The 18,868-nt window shown below is 40.5% G+C and carries 16 protein-coding genes, 1 tRNA gene and 1 riboswitch; of the genes, 11 read left to right on the top strand and 6 right to left on the bottom strand.

Going from position 1 to position 18,868, the window contains the following annotated elements; translation table 11 throughout:
- Nucleotide 1 precedes the first annotated feature (1 nt).
- Entirely contained in the window at nt 2-2,665 is a 2,664-nt protein-coding gene (locus tag C5L21_RS03020; protein ID WP_100666214.1) for a cation-translocating P-type ATPase, read from the bottom strand.
- A 281-nt stretch (nt 2,666-2,946) separates the two neighbouring features.
- Nucleotides 2,947-4,797 carry a DUF2207 domain-containing protein gene (locus C5L21_RS03015; protein WP_133286016.1) on the bottom strand — a complete coding sequence of 617 codons (1,851 nt, stop codon included), beginning with the start codon at nt 4,795-4,797 and terminating at the stop codon, nt 2,947-2,949.
- Nucleotides 4,798-4,985: 188 nt separating this feature from the next.
- Here C5L21_RS03015 and C5L21_RS03010 point away from each other — a divergent pair, with 188 nt between their 5' ends.
- The 6 genes from C5L21_RS03010 to C5L21_RS02985 all read left to right on the top strand — a co-directional run bounded on the left by C5L21_RS03010 (nt 4,986) and on the right by C5L21_RS02985 (nt 10,981).
- Entirely contained in the window at nt 4,986-5,654 is a 669-nt protein-coding gene (locus C5L21_RS03010; protein WP_004906641.1) for a YoaK family protein, read from the top strand.
- Nucleotides 5,655-6,062: 408 nt separating this feature from the next.
- Nucleotides 6,063-6,908, top strand: a complete 846-nt coding sequence (locus C5L21_RS03005) for a MetQ/NlpA family ABC transporter substrate-binding protein (protein WP_004905335.1) — start codon at nt 6,063-6,065, stop codon at nt 6,906-6,908.
- Between the two features lie 24 nt (nt 6,909-6,932).
- Nucleotides 6,933-7,775: a MetQ/NlpA family ABC transporter substrate-binding protein gene (locus tag C5L21_RS03000; protein WP_004901382.1), complete on the top strand. Its 843-nt coding sequence runs from the start codon at nt 6,933-6,935 to the stop codon at nt 7,773-7,775.
- Nucleotides 7,776-7,838: 63 nt separating this feature from the next.
- Nucleotides 7,839-9,191 (top strand): M20/M25/M40 family metallo-hydrolase, encoded by a 1,353-nt coding sequence (locus C5L21_RS02995; RefSeq protein ID WP_133286015.1) that lies wholly within the window; start codon nt 7,839-7,841, stop codon nt 9,189-9,191.
- Between the two features lie 12 nt (nt 9,192-9,203).
- The gene (locus C5L21_RS02990; RefSeq protein ID WP_133286014.1) at nt 9,204-10,289 is read left to right on the top strand and encodes a methionine ABC transporter ATP-binding protein; all 1,086 of its coding nucleotides are present in this window, start codon (nt 9,204-9,206) and stop codon (nt 10,287-10,289) included.
- Nucleotides 10,286-10,981: a methionine ABC transporter permease gene (locus C5L21_RS02985; RefSeq protein ID WP_004905337.1), complete on the top strand. Its 696-nt coding sequence runs from the start codon at nt 10,286-10,288 to the stop codon at nt 10,979-10,981. Before C5L21_RS02990 ends, C5L21_RS02985 begins: the two co-directional genes overlap by 4 nt.
- A 28-nt stretch (nt 10,982-11,009) precedes the next feature.
- Here C5L21_RS02985 and C5L21_RS02980 read toward each other — a convergent pair whose 3' ends face one another.
- The 3 genes from C5L21_RS02980 to C5L21_RS02970 form a co-directional block, all read right to left on the bottom strand.
- Entirely contained in the window at nt 11,010-11,717 is a 708-nt protein-coding gene (locus C5L21_RS02980) for a GntR family transcriptional regulator (protein ID WP_085699651.1), read from the bottom strand.
- A gap of 2 nt (nt 11,718-11,719) precedes the next feature.
- Nucleotides 11,720-12,862: an N-acetylglucosamine-6-phosphate deacetylase gene (nagA, locus tag C5L21_RS02975; protein WP_085699649.1), complete on the bottom strand. Its 1,143-nt coding sequence runs from the start codon at nt 12,860-12,862 to the stop codon at nt 11,720-11,722.
- A 160-nt stretch (nt 12,863-13,022) separates the two neighbouring features.
- Complete coding sequence (locus C5L21_RS02970; protein ID WP_004901399.1) at nt 13,023-13,535, bottom strand: phosphatidylglycerophosphatase A family protein; 513 nt, start codon at nt 13,533-13,535, stop codon at nt 13,023-13,025.
- Nucleotides 13,536-13,644: 109 nt separating this feature from the next.
- Between C5L21_RS02970 and C5L21_RS02965 the strand changes: the two genes are divergently transcribed.
- Nucleotides 13,645-13,716, top strand: a tRNA-Gln gene (locus tag C5L21_RS02965).
- Between the two features lie 123 nt (nt 13,717-13,839).
- On the opposite strand, the gene C5L21_RS02960 is transcribed toward C5L21_RS02965, so the two are convergent.
- The gene (locus C5L21_RS02960; protein WP_133286084.1) at nt 13,840-15,177 is read right to left on the bottom strand and encodes a dihydrolipoyl dehydrogenase family protein; all 1,338 of its coding nucleotides are present in this window, start codon (nt 15,175-15,177) and stop codon (nt 13,840-13,842) included.
- Between the two features lie 116 nt (nt 15,178-15,293).
- Nucleotides 15,294-15,383, top strand: a riboswitch (TPP riboswitch).
- A gap of 136 nt (nt 15,384-15,519) precedes the next feature.
- Between C5L21_RS02960 and C5L21_RS02955 the strand changes: the two genes are divergently transcribed.
- From C5L21_RS02955 to tenA, 4 genes are read left to right on the top strand one after another with little or no spacing between them, the layout of a single operon-like run.
- A complete protein-coding gene (locus C5L21_RS02955) occupies nt 15,520-16,101 on the top strand; it encodes an ECF transporter S component (RefSeq protein ID WP_004901403.1) in 582 nt (193 codons plus the stop codon).
- A complete protein-coding gene (locus C5L21_RS02950; protein ID WP_085699645.1) occupies nt 16,094-17,503 on the top strand; it encodes an ABC transporter ATP-binding protein in 1,410 nt (469 codons plus the stop codon). Before C5L21_RS02955 ends, C5L21_RS02950 begins: the two co-directional genes overlap by 8 nt.
- Entirely contained in the window at nt 17,500-18,162 is a 663-nt protein-coding gene (locus C5L21_RS02945) for an energy-coupling factor transporter transmembrane component T family protein (protein ID WP_004901408.1), read from the top strand. Before C5L21_RS02950 ends, C5L21_RS02945 begins: the two co-directional genes overlap by 4 nt.
- An 11-nt stretch (nt 18,163-18,173) precedes the next feature.
- Nucleotides 18,174-18,845, top strand: a complete 672-nt coding sequence (tenA, locus tag C5L21_RS02940; RefSeq protein WP_085699643.1) for a thiaminase II — start codon at nt 18,174-18,176, stop codon at nt 18,843-18,845.
- Nucleotides 18,846-18,868: the final 23 nt, after the last annotated feature.

Genomic DNA, 18,868 nt, shown 5'->3' with positions numbered 1-18,868 from the left:
TTTATCCTTTTTTAAAAAATTTTCGCTGTACTAATTTTACCAGTTCAACAATAATAATGATACTGATTCCTGCAACTAATACAATCGCCCACTGATAGCCATCTAGATGTGATACATGGAAAATTGGGTTTAACGGCGGGATAACAACAACTGCTGCCATCACAATTAACGAGCCCAAGAGTGCCCAGTTAAATAGTTTATTTTTGAAAGCTTGGGGGCCAAACATTGAACCATAAACCGATTTAACGTTGATGGCGTTAAACATTTGCATCAAACCTAACGTCATAAATGACATGGTTAACGCATCACGATGAGCTTCAAATTCAGCAGCATGTACCGGATAGGCAAGTGCGAAACCATAAACACTTAATACTATCACAGCTTGTAAAATACCTTGCCAAATAATGGCTGCCCCAACACCACCAGATAAGAAGCTTGCACTGCGGCCACGCGGTTGACGTGACATGGCATCTTTTTGCGCTGGTTCAATACCTAAGGCAATAGCTGGTAGCGTATCCGTTACTAAATTAATCCATAGAATCATAATTGGTGCTAAAATATTCCAGCCTAATAGTGTCATCACAAAAATTGAAATGACTTCAGCTAAGTTGGAAGCAAGCAAATATTGTAATGACTTTTGAATATTCGCAAACACCTTACGACCTTCTTCAACGGCGTGAACAATTGTCGCAAAATTGTCATCAGCCAAAACCATATCTGAAGCACCTTTAGACACTTCAGTACCTGTAATGCCCATAGCTATACCTATATCAGCAGCTTTTAAAGCGGGTGCATCGTTGACACCGTCGCCTGTCATGGCAACAACTTTACCCTTCTTCTGCCAAGCCGTCACAATTTTTACTTTATGTTCTGGTGCCACACGCGCATAAACATTATATTTATGCACATTTGCAGCAAATGCTTCATCTGTCATAGCATCTAGCTCTGAGCCTGAAATCACCGCAGTCGCCTTATCTGCTTCATTCAAAATGCCCAGACGAATAGCTATGGCTGCTGCCGTATCACGATGATCACCAGTAATCATCATTGGACGAATACCGGCTGCCTTGGCCTCTAATACCGCTTGCGCCACTTCTGGTCGTTCTGGGTCAATCATGCCAACAAAACCAGTAAAAATCAAATTGTTTTCCACAGCATCAGAAGTCATATTTGGTGGCACAGTATCAGACAATTTATAAGCAAAGGCCAAAACACGCAATGCTTGTGTTGCTAATTCCGAGTTAATATCAGACAACTTTGTCCGGATTTCATCTGTCAATGGTACGACATCACCGTGCATTTCAATCTGTGTGGCGCGTTTAAGCAATTCATCTGGTGCCCCCTTCACGGTAACAATGTACCCATTAGGTGCTGGATGTACTGTTGACATCAGCTTGCGTTCAGAATCAAAGGGAATTTCAGCAACACGTGGCATTTCTGAAAATAATGTATCAATGTCACGGTGATGGTTTTCGTTAAAAGCAATTAGGGCCGTTTCTGTTGGATCACCTACATAACCATTCTCTGTACGCTTAGTATCGTTGTTTAACGCTAAAATATCAGCCAAACGTGCGTAAGTACCACTCAGTTCTTCCGTAGTAGCTGCATCTTGAATTTCAGCATTGACCACAACTTTTTCGACTGTCATCTTATTTTGGGTTAAGGTACCAGTCTTGTCAGAACCAATAATATCAGTTGAACCTAGTGTTTCTACTGCTGGTAATTTTCTAATTAAGGCTTGCCGTGCAGCCATTCGTGTTGTCCCTAGCGCCAATGTAATCGTGACAATTGCAGGTAATCCTTCGGGAATAGCCGCAACAGCTAAGGAAATTGATGTCAACAACATGTCGATAATTGTTTCCCTGCCTCTTGCGAGACCAACAACAAAGGTGACCGCAGCAATAATTAATATCAGATATGTCAAAACACGACCTAGTCGTATTAAGTTTTCTTGCAAAGGTGTCTTCGTTTCGTCTGCAGCCTCCAGCATTCCAGCAATATGACCAATTTCAGTCTGCATCCCCGTCCCAATGACAACGCCGACGGCACGACCGTAAGTCACGTTAGTATTCATAAAAGCTAAATTAGTACGATCACCTAATGGCAAATCTTTATCTGTTAGGGTATCAGACACTTTATTCACCGGAACAGATTCCCCAGTTAGCGAGGCTTCTTCAATCTGTAATGAAGCAGATTCAATTAACCGCAAATCGGCTGGTACAATATCACCAGCCTCTAACCGAATAATATCACCAACAACTAGCGCTGTTGATTTCACGGACATTTCCTTCCCATCACGAATAACATTGGCGTTGGGTGTTGACATTTCTTTTAGTGCGTTAATAGCATCTTCCGCTTTGGCTTCCTGAAAAACACCAAAAACGGCATTAATGATGACAATGGCCAAAATAAAAATAGCATCAACTAGTTCACCAGTGAAAGCTGCAACGACAGCTGCAACTAACAAAATTGCAATCATAAAATCTTTAAACTGATTAATGAATTTTTGCAATAAACTCGTTGAGGCTGCCTCTTTAAGCTGATTATAGCCATTTTTCTCTAGCAACGCTGTTGCCGCGTCTTGACTCAACCCATGATGACGATCTGTCTTTAAATCAGATAATATCTCCGTCGCATCCTGATTATACAATGGCCGATTTGGCATATATTTTCCTCCCACGCATTTTGCGCTCATCACCCTGTGTCTCACAAGAAACAAAAAGACTCATGTAAATAACCCAACGAACAACGTCTGGTTTTTACATGAGTCTCACCGTTTCAGATAGTACCGGAACATAGTGTTCGATATAAGTAATCTCTTTGAAATTACTTGCTTTGACGGTATTATCGCGGAAAATCCGCCAGTTACTCCCTCAGGAATGATTTAATTATACTTTAATTTTATCAAAATCATGTGAACTACGCAAGCTGAACCCCGTGTCACAGCTAAAAAGCACCGCCGCCACCGCCGCCACCGCCTGAAAATCCACCACCAGAGAAACTACCCCCATCACCAGAAACGTTACTCTCAAAGGCACTATTTGTTTGGATATTCTGGGCTAAATTATCAGCCCAGTCGACACCAAAACTACTGTATACCATATAGAGTGGCAAATTAGGGACAACGACGTTTTCATCTTGTGCCCATAATTTCAAAGTTTGGGACACCTTTTTAGCTTCGCCAAATATCACAGCATATGCCAGTAACTTATCCCACAATTGCACATCCAATACTGTTTTATCTTTCAAATTAGCAATATCATGTAACATCAAGCGAAAGCCGTCCCATGCCCATTTTTCTGAAAAACCATCGGGCACACTATATACTGTTGTATTTTGATAATAAACGATACCAAACATGGCAATACTTATAATCAGTTCAAACACTGCAGCTAACCATATTTGCCAAATACCACTATAATTGGCCATTAGTATATTGGCGATAAAAATAATAAAGCCACTAAAACCAATCAATCCATTGAGACTGATTTTCAAATTATTATAATAATCTGTGCGCTTTTGGTTGATTAGCGCCTTTGTCTCATCATGGTTGCGTATTTGTTGCGTGAACAAGCCAACACCTTTCCGAATTCTGTCAGAAACAGCCGAATCTTGTCGCTTAAACTCAGATTGAAACACATTATCACGCGATGGACCAAAAATCATGCGAATAAATGTCCGCTCATAATTTTGCAAACCATCTTCATTGATTACTTTGTAAACCGCATGCGAAACATCAGTGACTTGCGTGTATGCTATTGTAATTTTATGCTTAGCGACCAAATCTAATAATGTTGCCACAATCACTTTTGACACATCAGCCTTATAATCAATACGCGCATTAATAATTGCTGGTCCCAAGTCATTAGGAATATCGTAAACATGCACAGGCGGTTGACTGGCACCGCTGGCTTGCTTTCCCTGCTTAATGGCTCGTCTCACATGATACATAAACCCTAGCATGGCAAGTAGTAATAATAACGTTACCATTGGCAATACCACTAATCCGAATAGTTTAACACGTTGCAAAGCGCGATAGGCTTTGATCGTTTTTGCTGCTTCCTGATTTGAAATTACTTTAGCGCGTTGACCGGATTGGCTGTTCTGATTACGCGGTGTCTGCATTTTGTCAAAATAACTTCTTAATTCTAATCGTTTATGGCGTGCAACTTCATCTGTGGTAACAGTCAGCTGTGACTTGTCCTTATTGATAGCTACACGTCCTTGTATTCCTTGATCATTGTGTACCCAAGCTTTCAGAGTTTGACTGGGTTGATGAGGTAATGACATGGTCACTTTAACATCATGTAACGCCACATCCCAGTTAGTAATCACTAACCAATTTAATTCTGATACATCATCCCAATTAACGACAAGATTGTTGATTTGGTAAAGGTACTTGACAACTAATTGTTTATCAGCTTTTATCGGATAGTAAACTTTTTCTTGCACCTCGTCCTGATGCTGCGTTTCTACGTAGCCTATGACTGCTGATTTTTCCATTGGCGGAACAGATTTAAAAGGTCCACCATTGTCAGATATAGTAATAGCTTTTAATCCGCCCCAAGTGTAGTTGCGTTTCTGGTCAGCAGCCCCCTTTAACGTTTCATTAAGATAAATACCATTCATCTGCTTATCAAAATGATAATGAACCTCTTTTTCAATCAAAGCACTACCATCCTCATTAATTGTGATGTGCTGTTGATATTTTGTAATTTGATAATCGGCTTGCGCCATGCCGATGCCAATCACAAACGTCGTTATCATAGTTAAGATAATTGTGATTATTTTTTTCATTAGCTCTCCTCATTGCTCATATTATAACAAATATGATGACTAAAATAAGTTTTTTCCGTTTCTAATGATGCTATTTTCAATTGTTTTCACCACGTATCACATAAAATAGCGTAAAATAGAAAAGTAAATTTTATCGGAGAATCGACACAGGCCAAAAGAATCACACCGGCGCTGCTGTCCACAAAATTATGTCAGAAAACACGATTAACCACCCCATTCACGAGCGCCTCCCGATTGCACTACTGTTAGCCACTAATTCTGGGTTTGTCGACGCTTACACGTTTCAATTTCATGGTGAACGTTTCGCCAGTTTGCAAACAGGCAATATCATTCAGGCTGGCATCGTGCTTGCCAAGGGCAATTACACAGGTGCGGTCAACTTCATTTTGCCTATCTTATTTTTTCTTTTGGGCGCAGCTTTCAATGGTATTATTAAGCACCGTTTCAAACCTAAGCAGTTATCGACACAACAACACAGTATCCTCGTTGAAACCATCGGTATCATTTTAGTTGTGATATTATCACATCATATCAGTAGTACCACATATATCACTTTGCTTTCCTTTTTTCTAGCGATTCAACTAGATGCTTTTCCTAAAGTGCAAGGGTTACCTTTCACAAGTGTGATGTCAACAGGTAATCTGCGTAACGTTGGTGCAAACCTCATGACTTTTATTTACACCAAGGATCATGCTGCTTTGAGAAATGCTGGACTATTTACACTAATTATTTTAGCGTTCTTCTTTGGCGCCTTGCTTTCTACACTATTTGTCCCTTGGTTTGGACAATACACACTATTTGGTTCGACTGCTATTTTAACTGGTATTTTTCTCCTTATTTTTGACAATACGAAATAAAATAGTTGACAAACATAATCGAGATATGTATTATTAGGTTTAACGATTTTAGAGATAAACAAGTAGAGCAGAAAAGTAGCAATTAAGCAAAAATCAGAAAGCTAATGGTTGATGAAAATTAGCATGCGTGCGATTGCGAAAATGACCTGTGATTGGTGTTGACGAATTGGTTTACCATTTAGTTGACAACGGTTTGGCCCTCGTTACTGGGCACACCATTCAGCTAGGGTCATCTCCCAATGCTCGATGGTTAGTGAGCAAGTTATTAGTAATAATAACTGACAACTCAGAATGGTAACGCGCTATTTAGCCGCTTCTGTATTTAGGTATACAGAAGCGGCTTTTTTTCGTTTAACTGCTGCTGCTTAGCCTATCTCTAAAATGAATATATTATTGGGAGAATCAATTATGAGTAAAACAAAAAACTGGCTGATTGGTGGCGCTGCCATCATTGCTATTGGCGCCATCGGATACCTGAGTTTTGGTAAACCAGCGTCAAACCAAACTGATGGTAAAGTGGTTAAAGTTGGTATTATGTCTGGATCCAAGCAAGACATGTCTATTTGGGATTCAGTTTCTAAAACAGCTAAAGATAAATACGGCATCACACTTAAATTCAAACAATTCTCAGATTATAATCAGCCTAACAAGGCCTTGTCTGATGGTGAAGTAGATATCAACGCCTTTCAGCATTATGCTTTCTTAGATGCCTCTAACAAAGCAACCGGCAATAAGATTGTTGCGATCGGTGATACTGTTATCTCCCCTATTCGACTTTACTCAAACACTTATCAAAAAGTATCAGATTTCAAAGCGGGTGATACCATTGCTGTACCAAATGACGCTACCAATGAAAGCCGTTCACTCTACGTCTTAAAGGCTGCGGGACTAATTGATCTAAAAGCCGGCTTAAAAACAGCTACCGTGAAGGATATCACCAAAAATCCTAAATCACTTAAAATTAAAGAGTTAGCCGCTGACCAAACTGCACGAACACTATCTGATGTACAAGGTGCTGTGGTGAATGGTACCTACGCCGACACTGCTGGACTTGATTATAAAAAGGCTATCTTTGTAGAACCAATCAATAAGGATTCTCATCAGTGGGTTAACATTATTGCTGCAAATGACAAGGATAAAGATAAACAAGTACTAAAAAATGTTGTCAAAGCTTATCAAACTCAAACAACAAAAGATGTGATTAAAAAAGTATACGATGGTGCAGAATTACCCGCTTGGGATAGTAAGCAATAAGCTGAATAGAAAAGGAGTTTATTTATGCGTAAAAAGAATTGGTTAATTGGCGGTATCATCGTCGTTGTGATTGCTGTTGCTGCTTATTTTAGTTTTGGTGGTCACGGTAGTCAAAAAGCGAACAAAACTGTCACAATTGGTGTGATGGCTGGTGACAAAAATGAAGACGAAATTTGGAAATCTGTCATTAAAACAGCCAAAGATAAATATGGTATTACTTTAAAAACAAAGAAATTTACAGATTACCTTCAGCCCAATAAAGCGCTATCTGCTGGTGATATTGATTTAAATGCATTCCAAAATTACCCTTATCTAGCAAACTGGAATGCACAATATAAGACAGACATTGTATCGATTGGTGACACATGGACAACACCATTGCGCATTTATTCAGATAAGTATCAACATGTTTCAGATATTAAAGATGGCGAGCAAATCACAGTTGCTAATGATCCTACCAACGAAAATCGTGGCATTCACTTATTAGCAGATGCCGGTTTAATTAAGATTAAAGAGACTGACAAAGCTACGCCTAAAGATATTATTGACAACCCTAAGAATCTTAAAATTACGCCCGTCGATGGCTCACAAACACCCTCATCATTAAAAGATCCAAAGGTTGGTGCTGCCGTAGTTAACACAAACTTTGCTAAATCTGCCAAGTTAAATATTGACACAGCTATCTACATTGAACGTTTAAACAAAGATTCAGAGCAATACTTTAACTTCATCGCTGCCAATAAGAAAGATAAAGATAAGCAAATTTATAAGGATGTTGTGAAATCACTACAAACTGATAAAACAAAGGCGCTTGTTAAGAAATATTATGGTTCAGCTGAAATCACTGTTTGGGATTATAAAAAATAGTCCCACTCATCTGCAAACTAAGTTTGCAGGTACATAACTTCATCACAAAAAAGGGGGAAGCCAGTGTCTATTCGTGATCATTATCTCAATCTTTTAAAAACATTAATCGCTATTCCTAGTGTTTCGGCGCAACAATCGCATCTACCAGAGGCAGCAACTTGTATCGCTGATGCTTTTAGATTACTCGGCGCTGAAGTCATTTATGATGACACTTACTTTGCACCATTCATCATGGCCCAATTACACAGTCCCCATCCAGATGCGCAAACTATCGTGATATATAATCATTATGATGTGCAACCCGCCGAGCAACTGGCATTATGGCAAACTGATCCATGGTCATTGACATCACATGATGATAAATTATTTGGCCGTGGTGTCGACGATGATAAGGGTAATCTCACTGCACGGATGGCTGCTGTTGCAGAATATATCGATGAACATGAGACATTACCAGTTAACATTGTTTTTATTGTTGAAGGTTCAGAGGAAACGGCCTCTCGTTACTTACAAGAATACCTGATTAAGCATACGCAAGGTTTAACTGCTGACTTAGTTATTTGGGAATCCGGTGGTAAAAACGATGACGGTGTACTTGAAATTTTTGGTGGTAATAAAGGCATCGTCACTTTTGACTTAGCTGTCACAACAGCTAATACTGACTTACACTCTTCGTTAGCAGGCGTTGTCGATTCCGCAGCAATACGCTTGTCGCAAGCCATTGCGACACTGTTCGATAAACACGGTCGCATTATCGTTCCACATTTTTTTGACGACGTGTTGCCGCCTAATCAGCGTGAAAAAGATTTAGTCGCTGCGCTACCAATTACACCTGAATCTCTCATTGAGAAATACAGCCTGAACGCACCACTATATACTAATCGCTATGATGCTGATTTTAAAGAAATCTTGTACTTTCAACCAACAATTAGCATTGAAGGCTTAATCTCGGGTTATAATGGTAAAGGCGTCAAAACAGTTTTACCAGCGCAAGCTCATGCTAAATTGGAATCACGACTAGTGCCAAATATGTCCCCAGAGTCAACGATTCAACATATCAATAATCACCTAGTCTCGCAAGGTTTTCCAGATATCACATTGACTATGACATTGGGACAGCCGGGTTACCGAAGCGACATGTCTCACCCAGAAATTGCACGCGTGATTAATGTTGCCAGACAATACTACCATGCTGAACCAAGTGTGATGCCAACCTCCCCTGGGACTGGACCAATGGCCATTATTCACGATGCGCTGCAAGCACCAATTGCCAGTTTAGGCATTGGTTATGCGCAAACATATGATCACGCGCCAAATGAAAATGTTCGTTTATCGGACTATAACGAGCATATTGATGTCATCAAAGCGCTTATTAACAGCTACAATGAGTCAAAACATAAAATCATAAATCACTAAGGGAGTAACTCTATGAGCCAACCAATTATTGCACTAGATAATATTAATGTTACCTTTCACCAAAAAAAACGAACAATCAACGCGGTAAAAAATGTTTCTGTTCACATCGAACGTGGGGATGTTTATGGTATCGTTGGTTATTCGGGTGCCGGTAAATCAACTCTTGTTCGCGTTATCAATTTGTTACAAGAGCCAACTAGCGGTTCTGTTGTTGTTAACGACGAAACATTTTTCAAAGCTGATACAGAAGCAGGGGCTAAAACACATATTTCAGCAAAAGATTTACGCAATCGTCGCCGTAAAATTGGTATGATTTTTCAGCACTTTAATTTACTAAACGAACGTACCGTTACCGAAAACGTTGCCTTCGCCCTACAACACAGTTCGTTGTCCCAAGCACAAAAAGACGCAAAAGTTAAAGAATTACTTGCCTTAGTCGATTTAACAGACCGTGCTGAACAATATCCCTCACAACTATCGGGTGGACAAAAACAGCGCGTTGCCATTGCGCGGGCATTGGCTAATGATCCGGAAATACTGATTTCAGACGAAGCCACTTCAGCTCTTGACCCGAAGACAACCAACCAAATTCTTGCACTTTTGAAAAAATTAAACGTAGAACTTGGTCTAACGATTGTCTTAATCACACACGAAATGCAGGCAGTAAAAGAAATTGCCAACAAAGTTGCCGTGATGCAAAATGGTGAAATTATAGAACGCGGTTCACTACTAGAAATTTTTGCACAACCAACTGAACAACTGACTAAGGAATTTATCGAAACAGCAACTAATATTGATAAAGCTATCGAGACAATTTCTTTCCAACCACTCGTTCAAAACTTAAAGTCAGACGAGGTCTTTGTTCGCTTATCCTACGTGGGTGATACGACAGACGAACCACTAATTACTGGATTATTCCGCGATTTCAATGTCACGGCCAATATTTTATATGGTAATATTGAAATTTTGCAGGATACGCCGGTAGGGTCTTTACTGGTTGTACTTTCTGGTCATGCAGAACAAGTCAAATCAGCCATATCAACACTAGCTGATCATCATGTCGAAGTAGAAGTTCTTAAAGGAGGTTCAACACTATGAGCCAATGGTTTACACAAACATTTCCTAACGTCGTTTATCAAGGTTGGACCGGCGATACCGGTTGGCTAACTGCTATTACACAAACATTATTCATGACCTTTTGGTCTGCATTATTTGGCGGTTTGCTGGGCTTGATTTTTGGTATTGGCTTGGTTATTACTGCACCAAATGGTATCGCCCCAAATCGGGCTCTATTCTGGCTCTTTGATAAAGTCGTTTCAATATTCCGTGCCGTGCCATTCATTATTTTGCTGGCTGCTATCGCACCTTTCACGAAACTAATTGTCGGTACACAAATTGGTACAACTGCTGCATTAGTACCTTTATCATTGGGTGTCTTTCCCTTTTATGCACGTCAAGTACAAGTAGCATTAGCTGAAGTAGATGGCGGCATTGTCGAAGCTGCACAAGCAGTTGGCGCCTCATTTTGGGATATTGTATTTGGTGTTTATTTACGCGAAGGTCGTTCAGAAATTATTCGTGTGTCAACTGTAACACTAATCAGCTTAATTGGTTTAACCGCTATGGCTGGCGCAATTGGTGCCGGTGGGCTTGGAAATATGGCTATCTCGTATGGCTATAATCGCTTTGCTTCAGATACGACATGGGTAGCAACAATTCTTGTATTGATTTTTGTCTTAATTGTCCAATTAGTTGGGGATTTCCTAGCTAAAAAGCTCAGTCATAAATAAAAAGCCTTGGTGTATAACCAAGGCTTTTTTAACGTGCTAATTTAAACTCAAATCGTTCACCAACATAATACGATCTCACATATTCAAAGGGACGGTCATTTTGGTCAAATGACACTTGACGTACACTTAAAATAGCATCCCCGCGCTTAATTTGTAATAATTCCGATAAACGTTCATTGGCTAGGCTGGCTGATATCGTCTGCTCAGCTCGGCCTGGTTTGATACCCGCTTTTGCTAAAGTATGATACAACGACTCCGTTAGATCATGGCGCGAAAAGCCATGCACAAGTGTTGCGGGCACCGTTGCCCGTTCCAGCAAAATTGGTTCGTTATCCCCCATTCTCAAGCGTTCCATGACCAACACTTCATCATTTTCTGATAAATCCAGTTGTGCCATTTCTGAGGCCGAGGGTGAAGTCATTTTATAACTGATTGTTTGTGTTTTTGCTACACGTCCAGTCGCTGACATCAATTCCGTAAAACTAGTCATCCCTAAAGCACGCTCGGCTACTTTCTGCTCGGCAACATAAGTCCCAGAACCAACTTTACGTTCAAGTATGCCTTCATCTACCAGTGTTTGAATAGCTTGTCTTAGCGTCATTCGTGATACGCCAAATGTTTCCGCCAACTCACGTTCAGCCGGCAGCCGTTTTTCGGACTGCCATTCGCCGGCTTCAATTCGCGCTTTTATTTGATTGTGAATTTGAATATAACGTGGTGTGGCGGATTTTGTCATCATTATTCCCTTGCAAAGCGGCGACCCATTGAGTAAGTCGCCTGTAATCGCATATCCTTCTTATTAAATAAATTGAAATCAGCATCTTTACCAATCGCGAGATGCCCTTTTTGTGTTAATCCAAATTCAAGTGCCTGGTTAACAGAACTCATCTGCACCGCGTCTTGAATACTGGCTGAAGTCATCGTTTGAATATTACGGAAGGCATCATCATAAGCTAGGACTGACCCAGCTAAATGACCATTATCTAGACGTGCTTGTTTATCCTTTACGGTGACTTTTTGACCACCAAGTTCTGAGATACCATCACCTAAACCTTCAGCACGCATTGAATCAGTGATTAATTCAAGTCGTTGCGCACCCTTCAAGCGAAAAGCCAACTCCAACATGTCAGGGGTAATATGGAAACCATCAGCAATTAGCTCACCAGTAATTGCTTCTTCTATCATACCATGCCCGGTGACACCTGGCTCACGATGATGTAATGGCCGTTGGGCATTATACAGATGCGTGATATGCGTTGCTCGTGAATGGCACAATTGTGCGCGTGTAGCATTAGAATGTCCAATAGAAGGAACAATACGATGTGCCAACATAAATGCTTCAAAATCAGGAATGCCGCCATTTTCTGGTGCATAGGTCACTAGCCGAATGCGTTCACCTGATAAAGCATACCACTTTTTAAGTAAAGCCGTATTCGGATTAATAATGTATTCTTCTGGTTGTGCGCCCATAAAGACTTTATTAATAAACGGTCCTTCCAAATGAATGCCCTGAATCACAGGATTTTTTTTTGCAACCTGATTAATTGTGACAAGTGCGCGCTCAATGTTCTCGGGCGATTGCGTGATTGTTGTGGGAAATAATGATGTAATCCCTTCAGTAACCATCAAATTAACCATGTTATTTAATTTATCTGGATCACCATCCATCGTATCTAAACCATAGCCACCATGTTTGTGGACATCAATAAATCCTGGGACAACCAATCGTCCTGTTGCCTCCGCAATTAGCTCATCATCTGCTTGCTCTGAAAAATCTACCATATAGCCAACATCTTGTATAACATCCGTGAAACGCACATAGGCATCTGCTATATGTTGATAACCCGTATATAAATCAATATTTTTCAGTAACTTTGCCATAATTATCTGCGAGGTAGTCTAGTTACTAACACACCGCACACCACAACATGTTTATTAACGTAGACATTTGAGCACCTCTCCTCCTTGTGTCTATACTCATTATAATTGGTATAGACCGATTATGCAAATCAAGGCAATAAAAAAAAACGTCAACGCGTTTTTAATTAATTTTATCTGAGTCCAAAATACCAGTTGGGTATTTATGAGCAACTTTAGATGCTGCAGCTGCAGCTAAAGCACCAACAATATCGTCTGCAAAAGTTGTTACAGCTGAGGTGGTTTTCCCTTTGCGGTCAAGTTCACCCACCAAACCAATTTTTAATTTATCGATATAGCCATAATTCGTTACCCCAATGGTATCGTAAGACATAGCAATAGCAGTGGCTAGTGTTTCATCCACACCAAACAAAGAATCATCGCTTTCAACAAGATCTTGCAATGGCGACTCGAGTAAATGTGCTTCTGCTAAACGATCAAGTTCTAAGGCTACCCAGACTTGGTGTTGTACAACACGTTTATGCAAAATACTGATAACAGCTTCTTCCACTTGCTCAATAGATAAATTCGGCAGATAAGCTTTTTCGCTATTGTAAGCAATGTCGGCAATGGCACGAATTGTAATGTGATGACGCTCTAGCTTCTCAACGGTATTTTCATAGGTTGCGTACTGCATGGTATCCCCCTTAGTCTGTTTCCTAAGTATAACGAAAAATCTTATTTTTGACAAAGACAAATTTCTACTTGCAAAATGGTAGGAGACCCTGTAAAATATATAGAGTAATTGCCCCTTGGCCAAGCGGTAAGGCGGTGGCTTCTGGTGCCACTATGCGTTGGTTCGAATCCAACAGGGGCAATTTCTAAACAGTCTTCGGACTGTTTTTTTTGGTTTAAAAACGCGTATAGTAACAATTGATTGACAGAACAAAGTCATGTTATGCTTTTTGCCATTAAATGTCGGCCCATTTTTAGATGCAAGGTTAATAAAATGTTGCAAATTCCGAACCCAAAGATGGATAAGCATACAAATTTGCCTGTGTTTCCGCTAATGTACGCCGTTCATTAATCGCTGTCACAAAATAATTAATCACTTCTTCTGCTTCAGCTGCAATGACGCTCGCGCCGACAATGCAGTCATTGTGGTCCAATACCACACGTACACGCACTTGATCATGGTAACGGAAAAAAGTAATCACATCGCTCATATCCATATCTATCACACGATAACCTGCTGTTCGACCGGCGGCAACCGTTAAGCCCGTTTGGGCGATGTGCTGTGATCCAAATACGACAATTGGTGTTGTTGGATAACTTATTGGCGCGTTCGTTTTTCCGGCAATCACTTGTGCCACATAACGTCCTTCATAGTTACCCGTTGGGACAAGTTTTGGTACTGGTGAGCCGCCAACATCCCCGACAGCATAAACATGGGAATTACTGGTACGTAAGTGCTCATCAACAGGCAAATCGGCCACCTGACAAGCCACACCAGCTGCGGCCAAATTCATCTGATCAAAATTGCCAATACGTCCAGCCGTAACAAACACACGGTCTGTTTCAAATGTTGTTCCGTTGGTTAGTTTAACGACCAAGCGACCAGTTAAAGTCTTATCAATGCGGCACACAGTAGCATTAAAATACCATTCAATCCCTGTTTCCTGCATCTCTGTCATCAATTGTTGTACCAATATCTGATCAAATGCCCGCAAAGCAGTTTGCCCCTCAGTAACAATACGCGTGTGTGCACCAACCGTATTCGTAATTGTTGCAAATTCAAAGCCCACAAAACCAGCCCCAATAAATGTCACGTCTTCTGGCATATTTGGCATGTTCAAAAAATCTTCTGAATTTTGTGTATAGCCTGATCCCGGAAAATTTAATGTCTGCGGTCGCTGACCCGTTGCAATAACCCAATCACTTGCTCTAATTGTATCCTTAGAATCTCCGACACGAACAGTATCTTCATTGATAAAGCTGGCATGACCATAAAAGCGCGCAATACCTGCTTGATCCAAACCACGAATTTTACGCGGTTGCACAGCATCAACATAACGCTGTTTGTGAGCCATTAAATCAGACCAATTAATTTGTGAATAGCCATGCAAACCTCGCGTTTGTAAGGCTTTTTGTCTTTTAATATTCTCAACTGCTGCAAGCAAAATTTTCTTAGGATCACAGCCGTAATTTGGGCAGGTTCCACCCCATAAGTATTGCTCTAAAATGACCACTTTTTTACCCAAAGCTTTTGCGGCAAAAGCGGCTGCAAGTCCTGCTGGACCAGCGCCAATAACACCAACTTCATACTGATATTCAACCATCATTTACCTCGTTACTTATATTATATCAGGCAATGTCAAGTCAATATACTGGTCGTTTTCATGAAAATAATTGCATATCTACACAATTTATGTTAAGTTTAACGTGTAGTTTTATATTTAACAATCTGGGGTGCCATTTGGCTGAGAAACACCCATTGAACCTGCTCTGGTTAGCACCAGCGAAGGGAGCATTGCGCTTTAGTGTGTATTTTAGCAAACGCATGGCTCATCTAATTGCCAGGCGTTTTTTATTTGCTAAAATTCAAGCATCAGCACACAATAACTGCACTTTGCCAGACATAAAATAGAAACTACAAAAAATTTTATGGAGGCATAACAATTATGCAAACTGTTTCAGAATCTAAACAACACCATTGGGCGCTACGCGATGTCTTACTGCTCGCTTTTGTTGCGGTGTTTATTGGCTTTATCTTTTGGGTCCTCGGCCCTGTTTATAATATACTAGCAGCTGCTTTGACACCCATGGGATTAGCCCCATTTGCTAACGATTTATTAATCGGGGGTTGGATGATGGCCGCGCCACTAGCCAGCATATTAATTCGTCAGGCTGGCGCTGGTGTATTAGGCGAGCTCTTTGCCTCAGCAGTCGAAATGTTGCTTGGTGGTCAATGGGGGGTTGCAACATTGCTCTCAGGCTTGGTTCAAGGTGTGGGTAGTGAAGCCGGATTTGCCGCTTTAGCTTATAAAGATTGGCATTGGCGAGGTATTTTCGCCTCAGCAATTACTGGTACAATTATCACTTTTATTTGGTCATTATTCCGTGATGGCTATGCTTCATATCATGTTGGTTTGTTGGTGGCCCTATTTATTACACGGTTCATTTCATTGTTTTTCTTTGGCGGTGTACTAGTTGTTGCTATTCAAAAATTAATTGAAAAATCAGGTGTCTTGCATCGTGGCTAATCTGGTTGTCAAACAGGTCAGTTTTGCTTATCAAGACACCACCGTACTCGAAAACGTCTCGATGACGTTGCGACCTGGTAGTCTCAATTTGCTAGTTGGACCTAGTGGTAGCGGCAAATCAACACTACTTAAATTAATTGCTGGTCTTTATCCAACATTTAGTGGTGGTAAACTGACAGGAGAACTAACACTTGACAACTATGCGATTCATGATATCGTCCCTTATCAACGCGTTGACCATATTGGTTATCTTTTCCAAAACCCAACCCGCCAGTTCGTGATGAAAACACCATTTGAAGAATTGCGTTTCAGTCTGGAAAATTTACAGCGTTCTCCTCAAATAATACCTAATCTTATTACGCAATCACTTGCACGTGTCGGTATGAAAGAATTTATCACGCATGACCTCATGACATTATCTGGTGGTGAAAAACAAAAGGTAGCCTTAGCAGCTATCTTAGCAGCAGACAGCGATTATCTATTACTCGATGAACCCTTTGCTAATGTAGACCCTCAATCACGGTTACAGCTCATTCATTTAATTAAGGATTATCAAAAACAAGGTAAAACCATTCTGATTGCTGATCATGATTGGAGTGGTTATGCTGATGTCATTGACGATATTTTTGTGATGTCTGATGGCCAACTCCATGTAGCAAATGCCGAAGAAAGCCATCATATTTTATCGCAGTTACCTATTGCCCCTGAAATTCATACAAAATTACCGGCAGCCCAGCCTGGTGATTTAGATCTCAAACAAGTCTCCCTATCAAATGGTGACAGACTACTACTAAATGAGACAAGTTTGTCTTTTCCTACAGCTAAACGCACCCTGATTACTGGACCAAATGGTGTAGGTAAATCGACTCTTTTTTCCGCGTTAGTCAAACTTTACCCTTATGGTGGTAAAATCAGCTACCAAGGCCAAGACATTGCTAAACGCCGTATTGCACAGCATGTACGTCAGGTTGCCCTGATCTTTCAAAATGCTGAACAACAATTTATTGCAATGACAATGGCAGAAGAACTCAAACAAGCGCAAGCTACCAGTCATTTCGCCAAACAATGGTCAGATGATGTCATTACTTCCACCTTGCAACGCTTAAATCTCACACATGTTCGCGACCATATTGTTTATCAACTATCTGGTGGACAACAAAAAAAGCTGCAAGTTTTGTTGATGCTAATTACAGGTACCCCAGTGTTATTATTTGACGAACCGCTGGCCGGACTAGATGCTGAATCACAAAAACAACTATTAGACTTAATTGCCGAAGTAACCGATAAACAATCACAGACTGTTATCATGATTAGTCATCAACTGCATGCTGTAACGGATTGGTTTGACTATCATCTCGAATTCGAGCAACAACACTTAACATTTCAGGGGGATGCCTCATGAATCCACTAATGAAATTTGGTGTTATTATGTTGATTGCGTTGGAACTAACTTTTATTAAAAGCGTCACTGTTAATTTGGTAATTATTATCGTTAGTGCTCTCATTTATACTGTCCTTAAATTGCGTTGGCAACAATGGCTTTGGCTATTGTTACTTCCAATTTTGCCTGGCCTGGGATCATGGTTCTCACTGATGTATTTTGGTACCGGTGATCATGTTCATATGGCATGGATCATGTTATCTCGTGTTTTTGCTTACTTATGGCTTGGTGGTTTATTCACATTAAAACTCAATGATGAACGTGATATTTTCCTGGCGACACTTGAGCAACGCGCACATTTAAGCGCGACATTTGTTTATGCCCTTGTTGGCGTCTTGAACTTCATGCCAGCAGTGAATCAACAAGTTAAAACTATACGCGTAGCAGCACAAATGCGTGGCCAAACACTTCATATTTGGGCACCACAGTTATATTTCAAAGCCATTTTAGCTGCGATTCGTTGGTCTCAAAATTTAGCAGAAGGTATGGTTAGCCATGGCTTCACAGAGGGGGCAACCAGAACACATCTGGCAGTTGTAAAAATCAAATTACGTGATTGGGTTATTGCCGCGATTATCTTACTTATGTTTCAGCTACTATTATTCCCAGGTTGGTATTAAGGAGAAAAAACATGTCTTTTTCAGAAACACTTTTAGAACGTGCGCAACCTATGATGAGCGCGATTATGAGCCACCCATTTGTCGAAGCTATCGCCAATGGTCAGGTGCCTCACAACGTTTTAAATTATTATGTTGAACAAGATGAACACTATTTAAAAGATTATTTGCAGGTCACTTCATTAGCTATTACAAAAACAACGAATGCCGAAGATATTACCAATCTTTTAGCGACCGCTGCCTTTGTTCAAAATGAGTCACAAGCACATGAAGTCATGCTTGGCATCACTGGTCACCACATAGAAAATTGGCAACGTGAACCAGAAACAAAACGCTATACTGATCATATGTATGCATCTGCATATCACGGTACTTATGCGGATGCCATCGCTGTTTTGCTACCATGTGTTTGGAGTTATGCGGTCATTGGTGAACAACTCGTTTCACGTGGCGCTAATCGAGAGCAAAACCCCTTGAAAGAGTGGATTGAACTTTATGCACCACAAAAAAATTCAGATACACCTGATTACAATATTTGGCGTTTTGAAGCGCTAAACCGAGCAGTAACGACTCTAAATAATGAACAAAAAGAGCATGTTGCACAAACATTTTTATGCAGTTTAGAAATGGAATGGCACTTTTGGGAAGCTGCTTGGCAACAAAAAACATGGCAATTTCAACATTAAAAAATAACCTTGCAGGCAACCAA

Source organism: Leuconostoc citreum (assembly GCF_004354555.1).
GTDB classification, from domain to species: domain Bacteria; phylum Bacillota; class Bacilli; order Lactobacillales; family Lactobacillaceae; genus Leuconostoc; species Leuconostoc citreum.
Note: the sequence above shows the minus strand (reverse complement) of the source record. Positions and strands in the feature narration are given on the sequence as shown.

Bases quoted from the DNA above. Each gene is read 5' to 3' on its own strand.
- C5L21_RS03020 (WP_100666214.1), bottom strand. From the start codon at position 2,665: ATGCCAAATCGGCCATTGTATAATCAGGATGCGACGGAGATATTATCT.
- C5L21_RS03015 (WP_133286016.1), bottom strand. From the start codon at position 4,797: ATGAAAAAAATAATCACAATTATCTTAACTATGATAACGACGTTTGTG.
- C5L21_RS03010 (WP_004906641.1), top strand. From the start codon at position 4,986: ATGTCAGAAAACACGATTAACCACCCCATTCACGAGCGCCTCCCGATT.
- C5L21_RS03005 (WP_004905335.1), top strand. From the start codon at position 6,063: ATGAGTAAAACAAAAAACTGGCTGATTGGTGGCGCTGCCATCATTGCT.
- C5L21_RS03000 (WP_004901382.1), top strand. From the start codon at position 6,933: ATGCGTAAAAAGAATTGGTTAATTGGCGGTATCATCGTCGTTGTGATT.
- C5L21_RS02990 (WP_133286014.1), top strand. From the start codon at position 9,204: ATGAGCCAACCAATTATTGCACTAGATAATATTAATGTTACCTTTCAC.
- C5L21_RS02985 (WP_004905337.1), top strand. From the start codon at position 10,286: ATGAGCCAATGGTTTACACAAACATTTCCTAACGTCGTTTATCAAGGT.
- C5L21_RS02980 (WP_085699651.1), bottom strand. From the start codon at position 11,717: ATGACAAAATCCGCCACACCACGTTATATTCAAATTCACAATCAAATA.
- nagA (WP_085699649.1), bottom strand. From the start codon at position 12,862: ATGGCAAAGTTACTGAAAAATATTGATTTATATACGGGTTATCAACAT.
- C5L21_RS02970 (WP_004901399.1), bottom strand. From the start codon at position 13,535: ATGCAGTACGCAACCTATGAAAATACCGTTGAGAAGCTAGAGCGTCAT.
- C5L21_RS02960 (WP_133286084.1), bottom strand. From the start codon at position 15,177: ATGGTTGAATATCAGTATGAAGTTGGTGTTATTGGCGCTGGTCCAGCA.
- C5L21_RS02955 (WP_004901403.1), top strand. From the start codon at position 15,520: ATGCAAACTGTTTCAGAATCTAAACAACACCATTGGGCGCTACGCGAT.
- C5L21_RS02945 (WP_004901408.1), top strand. From the start codon at position 17,500: ATGAATCCACTAATGAAATTTGGTGTTATTATGTTGATTGCGTTGGAA.
- tenA (WP_085699643.1), top strand. From the start codon at position 18,174: ATGTCTTTTTCAGAAACACTTTTAGAACGTGCGCAACCTATGATGAGC.